We start from the raw sequence: 13,674 nt of genomic DNA on the forward strand, positions 1-13,674 counted from the left end.
ATAGTAAGTCGATTGCAACGACTGTTGGCCTTTTAAGCTAAGAAGGCGACAGCCGTTTATTTAACAATAAATGTACACAACGTTCCTTTGTCTGTCAAATCACGTTAGCAATAATCTTCCATATTTAAAAAAGCTCCGGAAAACCAGTAGGATCTGGTTCCCCGAAGCTTACATATATGCTTATTCAACTATCCATCAGATGATCAGGTTGTTGTCGGTGGAGTACCACCGGAATTGCCTGAATTGTTATCATCCTCTGGCTTTTTCAGATTAGGGATATCGTTTGGTTGATCCGTTGTATTCTTAGGTTCGTCATCCTTACCTTGAATACGTACACGAACATCTCCGATATTATCAATCACAGGTTCACCGTTTTCTGGTGTTCCTTCTCCCTCATTCGTATTGCCGTCCAAAGAACCTGTCTCGATCAAACGTTTGATTTGTTCAAGTTCCAGAGTTTCTTCTTCCAGCAATGTTTGAGCGATCAAATGAACCTCTTTGGAATACTTCGTCAAGAGTTCTCTAGCACGCTCATAAGAGTCAGTGATGAAGCGATTCATCTCCTGGTCAATCTGATAAGCGATCTGATCACTGTAGTTCTGCTCATGACCGATATCGCGTCCAAGGAATACTTGACCTTGGGAAGTTCCAAACTGCATCGGGCCAAGCTTCTCACTCATACCGTATTCCACGATCATACTACGCGCAATACTTGTCGCTTGCTGGAAGTCACTATAAGCCCCTGTTCCGATCTCACCAATAAACAGCTCCTCGGAAACACGTCCACCCAGCAATCCAGTGATTTTGTCCAGCAATTCCTGCTTGGTTGTCAGCATGCGGTCTTCCTTCGGAAGCATGATGACATATCCGCCTGCACGTCCACGTGGAATAATAGTTACCTTGTGAACCATATCGGCATTCTCTAGGAAGTAACCGATAATCGTATGCCCTGCTTCATGATAAGCAACAATTCGTTTCTCGCGGTCACTGATTACGCGGCTGCGTTTTTCAGTACCTACGATAACGCGGTCGATCGCCTCATCTACTTCTCGCATCGAAATATCTCTGCGGTTGCGACGAGCGGCCAGCAAGGCAGCCTCGTTCAACAGGTTTTCCAGATCAGCGCCCGTAAAGCCTGTTGTACGCTTCGCGATAACGTCCAATTTAACATCCTTCGTTAATGGTTTGTTGCGTGCATGTACATGCAATACTGCTTCGCGACCTTTAACATCTGGACGGTCAACCGTAATTTGACGGTCAAAACGCCCTGGACGAAGCAAGGCCGGATCTAGAATATCCGGACGGTTAGTAGCAGCAACGATAATGATGCCTTCGTTTGCGCCGAATCCATCCATCTCTACGAGCAATTGGTTGAGCGTTTGCTCACGTTCATCATGTCCGCCACCCAATCCGGCGCCACGTTGACGTCCAACGGCATCAATTTCATCAATGAAAATGATACAAGGTGCGTTCTTCTTCGCATTCTCGAACAAGTCACGAACACGGGAAGCACCGACCCCTACGAACATTTCTACAAAATCAGAACCCGAGATACTGAAAAACGGCACTCCGGCCTCACCTGCAACAGCTCTCGCCAAGAGTGTTTTACCCGTACCTGGAGGGCCTACTAACAAAACCCCTTTTGGAATACGAGCACCCACAGCTGCGAACTTGCGTGGGTCCTTCAAGAATTCTACGACTTCGACAAGCTCCTGTTTCTCTTCGTCAGCCCCTGCTACGTCTTCGAAGGTAACTTTCTTCTTCTCTTCGTTATACAGACGGGCTTTGCTCTTGCCGAAGTTCATTACTTTGCCGCCACCGCCCTGTGCCTGATTAAACAGGAAGAAGAACAACAGGAACATGATCACCAAAGGAATGATAGAAGTCAAAAATGTCAGCCAAATGCTTTCGCCTTCCATTTTCTTCTGCACGTATTCAAACCCGTTCGTTTCGCTGGCATTCACCAGTTCACTTAGTGCTTGATCCGTTGGCGGAACGTATACGGAAAAATTGGTTGATTTAGCATTAGCCGGCTGCTTCTTATATGCACCGGTTACAAGATAGGCGTAACCGTCAAATTGGACCGTTACTTTAGAGATGTTATTAGCTTTAACCTCTTGCCGTAATTGGTCATATCTAGGGAGATCGGAGGCTTCGTTACTGTTGCTAACAAACTGAACGATACCCACCACAACTAAAAAAAGAATCAAATAAAAACCAGAATTCCGGATGAACCGATTCATCCCCTACCTCCTCTCGAGACACTTAAGTTATTTTACCATAGCCTGTAAGCCCTTCTCAACAAAGGACCCTATTTAGTCCTAGGACTGGAGGCTGAGATTAGCTGGTGTAGATTTCCGGCTTCAAAATCCCTATGTATGGGAGGTTCCGGTAATGCTCGGCATAGTCCAGACCATAGCCGACAACAAACGCATCCGGAAGTGTAAATCCGGTGTAATCAGCTTCAAGATTAACGGTCCGGCGTGCAGGCTTGTCGAACAAAGTTACGACACATACCGAATTGGCATTACGATTCTTAAGCAATTCAATCAAATGTGTCAGCGTCAGACCACTGTCGATAATATCTTCGACAATCAGAACATCGCGTCCTTCCACTGAAGCGTCCAAATCTTTGATGATTTTAACAACGCCTGATGATTTGGTGGATACTCCATAACTAGATACAGCCATGAAATCAAGTTCCAACGGCACTGTAATGGATTTAACCAAATCCGCCATAAAGATAAACGCACCCTTCAGCACGCAAATCACCAATGGATTTTTTCCTTCATATTTCACGCTAAGCTGTGCGCCCAATTCCTTGATTTTACTCTGAATCTCTTCTTCACTGATCAATACTTCCTGAATATCATTTTGCAACGGTGTAAACCTCCTAAGTTTATACTATGAAAGCCGTTCCTGCGCAATTACTGGTGCCCCGGACTCTCTCGTCTTTGCCATGACATATATATAACCGAAGACGTGTGCTTTTGCACCGCAGCATGTACAGAACGTCGTACGCCCGGAATCCAGAGAACAACTCCAGAGTGGTCGCAGACGATAGGAATAACGGAACGCATTAAAGGAGGTATTTTTTCATCAATAAAAATATCTTTAACCTTTTTTCTTCCGTTTAATCCCATTACATACATGGTATCTCCAGGTAATCGCGAACGTACAGTCAACGGCAAAGTCAATTCGTCTGCGTCGAACCATGCTTCTTCCTCATTCGCCGGATTGTGTCCATCCCAATAGGAAGCTCTTCGCCACCGGAGTATACCACCCGCTTCAGGCAACTCAAGCTCACCGGAAATAGGCAATACGCTCAGTCCATAGCTCCATTCATCCATAACGACCTGCTTACGGTCAAACAAAACCGCCTGGTCATATTCGCGGACTCCAACCGCACCGCCGCCCAAGTCCAAGCTCCATGTAGAGGATGTCTCTTGGAGAAGTCTTAGTCGAACGGTCTCAATTTTACGAAAATCAAAATTTTCACTGCCCGAAGGCAGATAATTTAATATTAGTTTAATCAACCTCCGTTGTAAAGCAACGGATAGCTTACGATATGAAGCGATGGAAAACATGTACCTGCCATTATTGAAGTGCACCATTTTCTCATATGCTGCCAGTGTAGCTGCCTCCATAAAATCATTTTCGTCAGCCATCGTTTCGGCCAGCCGATTCAGGGACGGTGTCAGTTGCTCATTATATTGCCCCAAAAAAGGGAGCACATCCATGCGGATAGCATTACGACGGTATTTAGACGATAAATTAGTGCTGTCTGTCACATAGGAAAGACCATGAAAGTTGCAATACGCAATCAAGTCAGCCTTGTACATACGAAGTAGCGGGCGAATGAGTTGCACATTTTTTTCATTGCGTGCCAAACGCATACCCGCCAAACCCGCTGGTCCGCTACCGCGCAGCAAGTGCAAGAGAACTGTTTCCGCTTGATCATCGCCATGGTGAGCCATAGCAATATGCTGTGCCTCCCATTTCGTAGCCGTATCATGTAGAAAGCTGTACCGTAGCTCACGGGCGGCTTCCTGTGGACCCTTACCGCTCTCCTTCATATAAGCGGGTGCATCCACCCGAATCATTTCAAATGGAAGCTTGAGCTTTCGGGCAATATTGTGTACCTCTTCAGCCTCCGCATCCGATTCCTCTGGCCTGAAGCCATGATGAACATGAGCGCAGACGAGTTGTAATGGCATATGTATAACGGATATTTCATGTAAAATGTGCAAAAGGGCCACCGAATCCGGTCCACCGGATACAGCAACCACAATGCGGTCTCCGGGGCTCCACAGTGAATGTTCTCGCGCCAAAGCGAGTACTTCCTGTACAACACCGGTCGGTTTTGTTGTTCCCATTTACGACCCTCTTTTCTCCCGACCGTAAAAATGATGATCCTCTGTTATCTTATGTAAGTCATGCTGCTACCTTAACGCAATCCAGAGCGCTCCGGCAAGCAGCAAAAGCGATACCGTAAAAGCATATCCCAGCCAGCGTGGATTTCCCCTTTTGACAGATGATTGCCTGACATGTGCGGAAGCCAGACGCGACCAAGCTCGGGCCGCTGCACGAGTATCGGAATATTCTCCACGCACTGCACCCAGCAGCCATTCGGCGTAGGGGCGCAATATACGGCTGCGACGAATGATGACTGTCAATTCTGCCGTATTACGTAGCTGTGGTAGCCTGCTCGCAGCTGCCTTTAACGATTCGCTCTCTAATATATGAATCGTTAGAAGAGCAAAGGCAAACAGGTCATACTGGGGATCAGCATTTCGGCTACCAGCATTCCAGAATCCCCTGTCGTACCATTCTGTAAATTGTTTAACACTCCGACCTGCAAGGGACACCCCGCCATAATCAATCAACTCAGCCTCTCCATAGGCATTGACCAATATATTTTGAGGCTTCAGGTCGCCAAACACCCATCCTGCCTGATGGAGATCGGCCAGACGATTCAGTATGCCGGTTCCAGCCACACCATACCACTCAGACCCTTTGGCTGCCACAAATTTATGAAGCGGATCTCCTTTGACGTATCGCATAACATAAAAGGGGATCTCCCCACTACGTAACACTACATCATCCACCTCAAACAAGAAGGAAGGATTTCCATTGCGCTGGAGGGCAGCCTGAGTCCCTTGAGACTGTAATGTGGTCAGCACATTAATCTCCGATTGCAGATCAAGCGTGTTCTTTCCCATTTTGAGAGCAAATTGCCGATCGGCCTGTGCTTCTTTTACCAAATATACAGTTCCGTTCGCTCCCCGGCCCAGCAAGCGCTGGATGACATAGCTACTCCGCTTCCACTTGCCCTTGATGACCGTTCCGGGTGCAAGAACGGGATCAGACGACGTAGTCACCGAGCATCCCTTCTCCTTTGCCATAGGATTCTTCCAGATCTTTCTGTTCCCCTAGTGTAACATATCGGTAATAATCAATCACTTGTAAAATGGCCGGTCCTGTCGGTGTCGCTCCTTTCATCCGTAAGCGTCCGAATATCGATTTGATCTGGTCAAGCTCAGAGGTCCACCCGATATCCATGACTGCGTCTTCTCCCATTCGTCCACCCGGGAAATGAAATACAGATATACGGCTGAGTCCGCTTCTGGACTGTAAGCTGAGCAGCAAATCGCGTATACTGTCCTCTACAGCAGGCAGCTTAGGCTTCATGCTTGCACTTGCATCAATGAGTAAAGCAATTTCCAGAGGACTAGTTTCTGTCAATTCATCCATTACCTCAACTACCTGGGCTCGTTTGGCCGGAGGCAGTTCACCGATATGCCGGGCACCGCCCTCACCCAAAATGTGCGTTAACTCTCTATTAACCGCCTGCTGAATCGTTTGAACCACTGTTTTGCGCGTCATCATTTGCATGGTTTGCGCCAACTGCTTCGTACCGACGATTTGGCTAAACCCTCCCCCTGCTTTAGCAATTTCCTGAATCTCTGCGCTCCCAAGCTCGCCGATGGTTCCGTAGTCTATGACTCCAGCGACGTTCACTGTAATTCCCTCCCGTAAAGCTTGGGCAGCCGCCATAACTGGGCTAACACCTACGTTAGAGCATCCATCTGTAATGATCAAAATTTGCTTCATCGCTTTTTGACCTCCGCTTCCTCTTAATCTATTCCGATAGATTCTATCTTTGCCTAATCCGGAACGATTCAAACGAAGGATGCGGATTTTTAAAAATGTATAAGGAATTTCCCGGGCAATGTCAGTCTAGCTCACCGTCCGTGGACGTTCTAACCACCTCATGCCGGGTACATGGAGAGTTGCCCACTCTGGGCGAAAATGATCTATTTTACTAACAACTACAGTCATATCATCATAGATTTGATTTTGTTGGTATCGTATAACCCGTTCTAGCAAACAGTCAGCCAATTGCTGTGGATCTTCACTTTCAATTTCCTGAATCATGCGTTTCATCCATATCTCTTTATTGACTGCATAACCCGGTGAATCGTATATACCGTCTGTAATCATAATGAGAATATCCCCCGGCTGGAGTTGCAGCGAAACCAAATCAACCTCGATATCCTGTATAATGCCAATCGGTAAATTGCTGGCAGATACGGGGATAACCTCCTCCCCTCTTTTAATAAAGCTCGGTGTAGATCCAATCTTCATAAAGGTTGTCCGGGCCGTATACTGATCAATCAGCGCCATATCCACCGTAGCATACATTTCCTCAGGTGATCGCAGCATCAGCACAGAGTTAACCGACTTGATCGCCAATTTTTCGTCCATCCCCGATTGCAGTAATTCTTCCAAAATGTTAAGTGCTGCACTGCTCTCTTGCTGCGCACGCTCTCCGTTCCCCATACCATCGCTTAAAGAGACTGCAAAAGTCCCATTCCCTAGCTCCATCATGCTGTAGCTGTCTCCTGAGAAGAAATCGCCTCCTTTGGCTGCACTAGCTACTCCTGTAGCAATCTCATATGTTTTAGCAGAGCCGAACATGACTGTAGCCAAGCCTTGGCGGCGATCTGCCTCCGTTTCGCGCATGACAGCTATATGCTCGTCTAGTATGTCCGACAGCAGTGGAGCAATAATTTTCCGACATTCATCAAATCCCCTTGTATAGGCGTGGACAATCTCAATTTCAACCTGGCCTGCATCCAGGCTAATAATTTCGATGGATTGGATGGACAAGCCCAACCTATCAAGAGCCTCTCGGATTTGCTCTTCCTGCCGATGCATGGTCTGCCCTTCCCGCTGAATTTCACGCGCTAAATCCTCCATAATTTGCGATACACCTGATAGCTGGTCAGCAACAAGCTGGCGACTATCGTATACTTGGCGCTTCCACTGCATATTATGTTGGTAGAGACTATACTGCTGTTTCATTACCTGCAAGACAGCGCCCGTTTTGGCACATGCCTTGCTCCATTGCGGCGGCATCTGCTCTGGCTCTAAATCAGGATTGTCCTCAATGGCACTCATCATTTCCGTCATATACTGATGGGTTTGCATAAACTTGCCGTCCCAGCACTGCTCGCACTTAAAGCAAGAGGCACATGTTCCTTCCGCCACCGCATTCATAAAGTGTTCGATTTCTCCGTCCGGTTTTGCCCCCTCACTCGCAGATATTTGATGAAAGCTCCGGGATAGCTGGCTGAATACACGGGAAAATTTCGTCACCCGCTCGGCGGTGAGATCACGAACCCTTTTGGCATATTCATGCTGTGACTTGGCGTGATCCTGCGTACCAGGGACATAGGTAGAAACCGCTTTAAAGAAACTTTTTGGAGTCATTAAAAATAATAGAATTGCCGCGCAGCTCTCCCAGGTTGATGTCAGCACGTCTCCAGTCCCATCCAGATAGATCGTCAAAATGGAAGAACCCAACAGCATGCCAAGGGCCACTGCACCTTTTCTCCCTTCACGCAGCATCCCTGCCAGCAAACCTGCAAAAGCAAGTAGACTCATCTGCACAATTGCAGACATATTGGCCAGGCTCAAAATTAAACCGGTAATCACACCGACCGAAGCACCCAGGGAAGCACCTCCCACCAAAGCAAACACCAAGACCAAATATCGTGAAAGTACATGATCGACAGACAGTGAATGAACGGTCCATCCTACTGCTCCCGTCATCACAGAGGCTAATAGAATAATAAGACACAAAATTTCTTCATTTTTGAGCTGGCTTGCCTTCTTGCGGTACGTAAACAGCGGTATGGCCTGGGTGAACACCAATGTAAGCATAAAACTGAGTACCGCATCCGTTCCCACAATGACAAGCTCATACCATGTAAAAGCCGGAGCCATCACGGCGTTAAATAAATTGACCATAAACACAGACAAGAAGACCATAAGCGGGGCATAGGATAATTCCAGACGATCGAAGGTGCGTAGCCCGCGATACAGGAGATAAAATACGATTAACTCACCACCAATCATGAATAACGATGGGTAAGGAGCTAACAGGCTGCCTAGCACAACGGATACAGCTACAGGCAGCATCAGATCACGCCGAAGGAACGTAATGACCGCAAAATAAGCGAGGGCAAAAGGAGAAAGCTCGTCCAAAATAGTGGCGCGTCCCAATAAAACTCCCATAGCTGACAATAGCAGCATCCATCTTTGCGCGGTTACCCATTGCACTACTTTATGTGAATTGAGCCGTTTCTTGAGTCTGGAAGGCCAACCTTCCGTACGCTCTTTGGATTTGGACTTTCTAGATTTTAACCCCGGAAAATGTACCACGTTCCATTTCTCCATCATGCGTCAGGCACCCCATTCATCAATTTGATGTTCCCATCTTAAACCGGAACGATTGAGAAAGTTTGTCAGAACCTCACGTCTTATTCCAAGAAATTTCCGACAAAAAAACGTTCCGCGCGAAAGGACAGAGCATTCCCCTGTACTTCAAGCTACGCCCGTATGGAAGCGGATGGAGGTTGTCTCTCTCTACGCTTTGGATGACCTCTCTATGTCAGTCATCCTGATACCAAATCTAGCGATTTGCACAGAAGATAGACGGAAAACCGTTGGAGTTTGTCGGACGATTATTTCCACACGACAAAAAAAACATCCAACATTTCAGTAGATGCTTCTTCTCTTCTTCATAAAACTACTAATCTTAAAAATGTGCCCGTACAACTCCACCCAAACATATTGCCTGTAGCCACGGCTTGTCGCATCTCTTGTCGGTAGAACGCAAAAAAACCGTAGCAGTCTTTCGACTGTACGGTTTTCCGTGTATGGTTGATACGGTTGTCAAAGTGAATTAAACACGCTTCGCGCCGCGTCCTCCGCGTTTACCTTCGGTGTTCTTTTTCAGCGACGAAATGCGTTCCTCACTATCTTTCAGGAAGCGTGACATTTTATCCTCAAATGAAGGTTTACCCGGTGCAGGCTTGAAAGAACGGCCTCCACGATCGCGGTTGAAACCACCACCGCGTCCCTGACTTGGACCTGAACCTCCGCCGCCAAAACGGTCTCCTCCGCCTGGTCCTCCTGTACGCTCCGGTCTTGGAGCTCTTGGGGGACGGGCTTCACTTGCCGGCTTATCAATCGTTTGCTTAATGGAAAGTCCGATTTTGCCATCTTTGTCAACATTAATGACTTTCACCGTCACAACATCATTAATCTTCAGGTGGTCGTTAACATCCTTAACATAATTATCGGCGATTTCCGAGATGTGAACGAGACCCGTGACACCTCCAGACAAATCCACAAATGCTCCAAAATGCGTGATGCCTGTCACTTTGCCCTCTAACTTGGTGCCCACTTCAATTGCCATAGAATAAAATGATCCTCCCTTAAAATATACAACCGATTTTTTTGCAAAAAAATCCCGCTGTGGTGATTTGATTATACAAAATGGCGGAACCAAGGTCAACTAAGCATTGGCCCGATAATACTTCTATTTTTGATCTCCGATGATTGGCGTCTCTTCCGGTTTGTAAAGACCGTACTTGCTTCTAGCAATTTCTCCAATGTACTCAGGGTCCTTGAGACGATTCACTTCGGTTTGAAGCTGTTGTTCCGTTTGTGTAGCAGCTTGCTTCTGTTTTTCCTTCTGGGTGAGCTGTTCATTTCGATCGGCCATGATCATGCCTTGAGAAAAAAAGGTGAATATGGCCCAACTACCAAAGGCGGCAAGCGATAGCAACCAAATCATGATTCGCCTGCGCCCGCCCGCATTGGACTTGGACGTAGGAGATGAATAGCGATCTACAGACGAATTACGCATGATACTACCCCCTTCCAAACCATCGTTTTGCTGTATTTTTCAGTCTGATACCCAGCTTTATGAGCGGATCTGGCGTCTTCCAGCGCGCTATAAGCGGACGGATCGACCAAAGAATCGGCTTCCAAACCGGCATCAGGATGTATATCAGCATCCTTCCTAGGAACACAATAAGTGCCCATGTCCATCCGACCAGCTTGCGTAACAGCCGATACAGCGCTAACACCGGAAGAACAATCAGGATGCGCAGTATGCTGTTCACGATCAACGTCAGTCTGCGAACGATCTCTATTAACATTACCACAAAACGTTGGGTTGTAACACTAAAGGCCCAAAAATAGAGCCAAACCCCCAAAAGTAGTCCTAAAAAGACATAAAACCGCAGCTCACCGCGATTACTCGCGTACAGCACACGGAAAATAAACAAAGCCGAGGCCACCCAATACAGCACGTCCAACAAATGAACACTCCAACGGGCAAAATGAAAGCGGATTGACAGCACCCGGTAGCTGTCAAATACCACTCCCATGGTTATGCCCGACAATAGCATCCACGTCAATGTCAGCCATTGTGTGTAAGGGTTCATTTGAAGAGCTTGCCGAATAGGCTTTTTCCGTTTTTGGCCGGGGCCCCAGGCTCCAGGTAGACGAGGGAAGTAATCAGACCTTCAATGGACAGTAGCCCCTCTTCCAGACTGAGGTTTTTGATATGTAAATGTTGTCCGCGAATGGTGAGATGGCCCAGCTCGGTCTGAAGCAAAAACTCTTCACTGTCAAAGCTCTCCACATTGCTGACGCCTGAAATGTCGAGCTGCTTGCGGCTTTGCATGCGCAGATCATGGTGCTTGGACTTCCCTTGTTCAATCATGGCATGTACCCCTCCTTCTGTTCTTAGCTTATGAAGGGATGGGCATGATTTAGAACCGCTTTGGCTATTCACGAGCATATATTAGACAATTAGACAAAAGCTCCTCATATAAAAGAAAAAAGCACTCCTTCATACAATATGAAGGAATGCTTCTATGTACAACGTTATGAAAAAATCAGATGTCTGCTTACCAGTTCAAACCGTTGTCCCTGGCAATAGGCTCTTCCTTTACCAAAGTGTACATACTTGCAGCCTCGTCCTTGCGTGTAGTGTCGGCGAGCCGTTCCACTCGCACGGTCACCAGCTTCTGGCCAAATTGGACGGTAATTTCATCGCCTACTTTGACCGCACTGCTCGGCTTGGCTTCGCGTCCATTCACCACGACTCTCCCTTGTTCAGAGACGTCCTTAGCTACTGTACGACGCTTAATCAGCCGCGAGACTTTCAAGAATTTATCAAGACGCATTAGTTAACGGCTTCTTTAAGCTTATTACCAGCCTTAAAAGCAGGAACGGTCGATTCTGGAATTTCAATCGTGTTGCCGGTTTGTGGATTGCGACCTGTACGGCTGGAACGTTTGCGCGTTTCGAAAGTACCAAAGCCGATCAGTTGTACTTTGTCACCACTAGCAAGTGCATCTGTAATTTCACCAAGAACGCCATTCAATACAGCTTCAACGTCACGTTTGCTCAAACCGCTTTTGCTGGAAATATTGTTGATCAGATCTGTCTTGTTCATAAGATAAAAGCCTCCTAAATGTCAAAAAATAATCATCACGCTACATGTCCTTAAATGGAGCATACGTGAGGTCCAACTGTGGCCGAAGCCCTTCCTGAATACCACTGTAACATGTTCAACTATTAGCTACAGTTATTTTCAGAATTACTACAAGTTATTCTGGCTTGTCCTTAAAAATCCTGCAATGACAGGCGTTTTTTTATTCGACCCCAGTTAAGCCAACATCCTACTACAAAACTCTGCCCATTGGCAAGTCTGCTCAAGCCGGGCGTATTTTCAACCCTGCATATGACTCATTTTACTGTCCAATACAGCCAAAGATCAAATCTATGGAATCAATCTCTGTCAAGAAGCTTTTTCGCTTCCTGCCAGTAGGTCTCCATTTCATCTACACTGCTGTCCTCAGGACGACGCCCCTGCTCGCGTAGTTTCTGCTCAATATACTGGAAGCGGCTCACAAATTTGCGATTAGTGGCTGACAGCGCCTCCTCCGGATCTACGTCCATGAACCGGGCCGCATTCACGGCAACAAATAGAACATCCCCCAACTCCAGCAACTGAGCTTCCATGGAATGCCCTTCACGAACCGCTTCCTTCAACTCAGCCACTTCTTCGTCCAATTTATCAAATACGCCTTCAATGCTATCCCAGTTAAAGCCTACTTTAGCTGCCTTCTTCTGGAGCTTATACGATTTCATAAGAGCAGGCAGATCACGGGGAACCCCATCCAGTACGGAAGGATTGGCTGCCGCCGTACCTTTTAGCCGTTTTTCCTCTGCCTTCATCTGTTCCCAATTTTGCAGCGCCTCTTCCGCATCATTGGCTTGATTGTCACCGAATACATGCGGATGACGGAAAATAAGCTTATCGTTCAGTCCCTGGATCACATCATACACATTGAAGGTTCCGACTTCCTCCTCCATTTGGGCATGCAGCAAAATTTGCAACAACAGATCGCCAAGCTCTTCCTTCATATGCTCAGGATCATCCTCATCTATGGTTTCAATGACCTCATACGTTTCCTCGATCAGATTTTTGCGGATTGATTGATGTGTCTGTTCACGATCCCATGGACAGCCTTCCGGACTGCGCAAAATATCGACAATCTCATGTAGACGGTCAAAAGAACGCCGTTTCAGGGCCTCATCTTCACTGCGAGGTATGTATACCAAGGATAGGTTGCCGTAGCCCTCTACTCGATCCAGCTCGTATAGCGGCACCTTGTGAACCGCCTCCTCACCTTCTACCCCAAGCGCGTGGCCGACATACACCTCATAATCGTCAGGATACCGTTCCATCAAGCATAGCTTCACATCGGAAGCCGTAAAGGTGTCATATACCTGTCCAATCAGCGTATGCAACTGAGGCTGAAGCCAGCTGGCATCCAGTGTGCCTGCATCTAACAGCTGAAAACCCTCAATCGGATCAAAACCAAGACGCACAAAAGCCTCATCCAGAAAACTTTCTCCACCCAAGATGTTTAGTTCAATCCCTTGCGCAGGACAACGCTCCTTGAGCAACTGCACCGCTGCTTCCGCCACCATCGGGTGACCGGGAACTGCATAGACGATTTCGCTCCCGTCTGCCGCCTTAGCAGCCTTTTCCATCAGTTGACTGGTAATTTCCTCATATACCTCTGGAAAAGAATCCTTTGTCTCATATACCGCATCAAACGACTCAAAAGCCACCTCGAACTCATCCAGCACTCGAACCGCCGGATGTTCCTTGGTTCGCAGATAGAGCGCTGAAGCGCCCCGCATTTTGTTCAATATCCCTATCGTAAGCTGATCGGGATCTCCCGAACCCAGACCTACGATCGTTAATGTTACGCTCATATTCAATCCTCCGTT

13 protein-coding genes are annotated in these 13,674 nt (G+C 47.2%); all 13 read right to left on the reverse strand.

Going from position 1 to position 13,674, the window contains the following annotated elements; genetic code table 11:
• Nucleotides 1-203 precede the first annotated feature (203 nt).
• The 13 genes from ftsH to yabN all read right to left on the reverse strand — a co-directional run bounded on the left by ftsH (nucleotide 204) and on the right by yabN (nucleotide 13,659).
• Nucleotides 204-2,243, reverse strand: coding sequence for an ATP-dependent zinc metalloprotease FtsH (gene ftsH / locus KSP24_RS22605; protein ID WP_013368694.1), 2,040 nt, complete (start codon nucleotides 2,241-2,243; stop codon nucleotides 204-206).
• A gap of 97 nt (nucleotides 2,244-2,340) precedes the next feature.
• The gene (hpt, locus tag KSP24_RS22610; RefSeq protein WP_013368693.1) at nucleotides 2,341-2,880 is read right to left on the reverse strand and encodes a hypoxanthine phosphoribosyltransferase; all 540 of its coding nucleotides are present in this window, start codon (nucleotides 2,878-2,880) and stop codon (nucleotides 2,341-2,343) included.
• A 47-nt stretch (nucleotides 2,881-2,927) separates the two neighbouring features.
• Nucleotides 2,928-4,376, reverse strand: a complete 1,449-nt coding sequence (gene tilS, locus KSP24_RS22615) for a tRNA lysidine(34) synthetase TilS (protein ID WP_216976818.1) — start codon at nucleotides 4,374-4,376, stop codon at nucleotides 2,928-2,930.
• A gap of 66 nt (nucleotides 4,377-4,442) precedes the next feature.
• Nucleotides 4,443-5,381 carry a protein kinase domain-containing protein gene (locus tag KSP24_RS22620; RefSeq protein ID WP_013368691.1) on the reverse strand — a complete coding sequence of 313 codons (939 nt, stop codon included), beginning with the start codon at nucleotides 5,379-5,381 and terminating at the stop codon, nucleotides 4,443-4,445.
• Complete coding sequence (locus KSP24_RS22625; RefSeq protein ID WP_016818910.1) at nucleotides 5,365-6,114, reverse strand: vWA domain-containing protein; 750 nt, start codon at nucleotides 6,112-6,114, stop codon at nucleotides 5,365-5,367. Before KSP24_RS22625 ends, KSP24_RS22620 begins: the two co-directional genes overlap by 17 nt.
• A gap of 126 nt (nucleotides 6,115-6,240) precedes the next feature.
• Nucleotides 6,241-8,748, reverse strand: coding sequence for a stage II sporulation protein E (spoIIE, locus tag KSP24_RS22630; RefSeq protein WP_216976820.1), 2,508 nt, complete (start codon nucleotides 8,746-8,748; stop codon nucleotides 6,241-6,243).
• Between the two features lie 505 nt (nucleotides 8,749-9,253).
• Nucleotides 9,254-9,769: a S1 domain-containing RNA-binding protein gene (locus KSP24_RS22635; RefSeq protein ID WP_013368688.1), complete on the reverse strand. Its 516-nt coding sequence runs from the start codon at nucleotides 9,767-9,769 to the stop codon at nucleotides 9,254-9,256.
• A 123-nt stretch (nucleotides 9,770-9,892) separates the two neighbouring features.
• Entirely contained in the window at nucleotides 9,893-10,222 is a 330-nt protein-coding gene (locus KSP24_RS22640) for an FtsB family cell division protein (protein WP_165083895.1), read from the reverse strand.
• Nucleotides 10,223-10,226: 4 nt separating this feature from the next.
• Entirely contained in the window at nucleotides 10,227-10,805 is a 579-nt protein-coding gene (gene yabQ, locus KSP24_RS22645; protein WP_216976822.1) for a spore cortex biosynthesis protein YabQ, read from the reverse strand.
• The gene (gene yabP, locus KSP24_RS22650) at nucleotides 10,802-11,086 is read right to left on the reverse strand and encodes a sporulation protein YabP (protein ID WP_013368685.1); all 285 of its coding nucleotides are present in this window, start codon (nucleotides 11,084-11,086) and stop codon (nucleotides 10,802-10,804) included. The genes yabQ and yabP overlap by 4 nt, the downstream gene beginning before the upstream one ends.
• A gap of 187 nt (nucleotides 11,087-11,273) precedes the next feature.
• Nucleotides 11,274-11,552: an RNA-binding S4 domain-containing protein gene (locus KSP24_RS22655; RefSeq protein ID WP_014599342.1), complete on the reverse strand. Its 279-nt coding sequence runs from the start codon at nucleotides 11,550-11,552 to the stop codon at nucleotides 11,274-11,276.
• Complete coding sequence (locus KSP24_RS22660) at nucleotides 11,552-11,824, reverse strand: HU family DNA-binding protein (protein WP_007428028.1); 273 nt, start codon at nucleotides 11,822-11,824, stop codon at nucleotides 11,552-11,554. The genes KSP24_RS22655 and KSP24_RS22660 overlap by 1 nt, the downstream gene beginning before the upstream one ends.
• A 335-nt stretch (nucleotides 11,825-12,159) precedes the next feature.
• Nucleotides 12,160-13,659: a bifunctional methyltransferase/pyrophosphohydrolase YabN gene (gene yabN / locus KSP24_RS22665; RefSeq protein ID WP_102163412.1), complete on the reverse strand. Its 1,500-nt coding sequence runs from the start codon at nucleotides 13,657-13,659 to the stop codon at nucleotides 12,160-12,162.
• Between the last annotated feature and the right edge of the window lie 15 nt (nucleotides 13,660-13,674).

The organism is Paenibacillus sp. AK121 (assembly GCF_019042715.1).
GTDB classification, from domain to species: domain Bacteria; phylum Bacillota; class Bacilli; order Paenibacillales; family Paenibacillaceae; genus Paenibacillus; species Paenibacillus polymyxa_C.

Coding starts and splice junctions, on each gene's coding strand:
- yabP (WP_013368685.1), bottom strand. CDS start 11,086: ATGATTGAACAAGGGAAGTCCAAGCACCATGATCTGCGCATGCAAAGC.
- spoIIE (WP_216976820.1), bottom strand. CDS start 8,748: ATGATGGAGAAATGGAACGTGGTACATTTTCCGGGGTTAAAATCTAGA.
- KSP24_RS22655 (WP_014599342.1), bottom strand. CDS start 11,552: ATGCGTCTTGATAAATTCTTGAAAGTCTCGCGGCTGATTAAGCGTCGT.
- yabQ (WP_216976822.1), bottom strand. CDS start 10,805: ATGAACCCTTACACACAATGGCTGACATTGACGTGGATGCTATTGTCG.
- KSP24_RS22625 (WP_016818910.1), bottom strand. CDS start 6,114: ATGAAGCAAATTTTGATCATTACAGATGGATGCTCTAACGTAGGTGTT.
- yabN (WP_102163412.1), bottom strand. CDS start 13,659: ATGAGCGTAACATTAACGATCGTAGGTCTGGGTTCGGGAGATCCCGAT.
- KSP24_RS22660 (WP_007428028.1), bottom strand. CDS start 11,824: ATGAACAAGACAGATCTGATCAACAATATTTCCAGCAAAAGCGGTTTG.
- tilS (WP_216976818.1), bottom strand. CDS start 4,376: ATGGGAACAACAAAACCGACCGGTGTTGTACAGGAAGTACTCGCTTTG.
- KSP24_RS22635 (WP_013368688.1), bottom strand. CDS start 9,769: ATGGCAATTGAAGTGGGCACCAAGTTAGAGGGCAAAGTGACAGGCATC.
- KSP24_RS22640 (WP_165083895.1), bottom strand. CDS start 10,222: ATGCGTAATTCGTCTGTAGATCGCTATTCATCTCCTACGTCCAAGTCC.
- ftsH (WP_013368694.1), bottom strand. CDS start 2,243: ATGAATCGGTTCATCCGGAATTCTGGTTTTTATTTGATTCTTTTTTTA.